The sequence below is a fragment of the Pelomicrobium sp. G1 genome (assembly GCF_051905455.1).
Taxonomy (GTDB): Bacteria; Pseudomonadota; Gammaproteobacteria; order Burkholderiales; family UBA6910; genus Pelomicrobium.
The window spans coordinates 1-231 of record NZ_JBQACR010000675.1; the positions used below are offsets into that span (position 1 = coordinate 1).

1 protein-coding gene is annotated in these 231 nt (G+C 65.4%); it reads left to right on the forward strand.

Annotated features, from left to right (window positions below; genetic code table 11):
- Window positions 1-231, forward strand: a 231-nt coding sequence (locus tag ACTFO6_RS20080) for a phosphomethylpyrimidine synthase ThiC (RefSeq protein WP_439936026.1), incomplete at both ends; no start/stop codon positions are given.

Consider the following 231-nt stretch of genomic DNA (forward strand, 5'->3'; position numbering starts at 1 on the left):
GAGCAAGGGGTGGACTACTTCACCATCCACGCCGGGGTGTGGCTCGCCTACATTCCCCTCACCGCCAGGCGCCTGACCGGCATCGTCTCCCGCGGGGGCTCCATCATGGCGAAGTGGTGCCTGGCCCATCACCAGGAGAGCTTCCTCTACACCCATTTCGAGGAAATCTCCGAGATCATGAAGGCCTACGACGTGGCCTTCTCCCTGGGGGACGGGCTGCGGCCGGGCTCC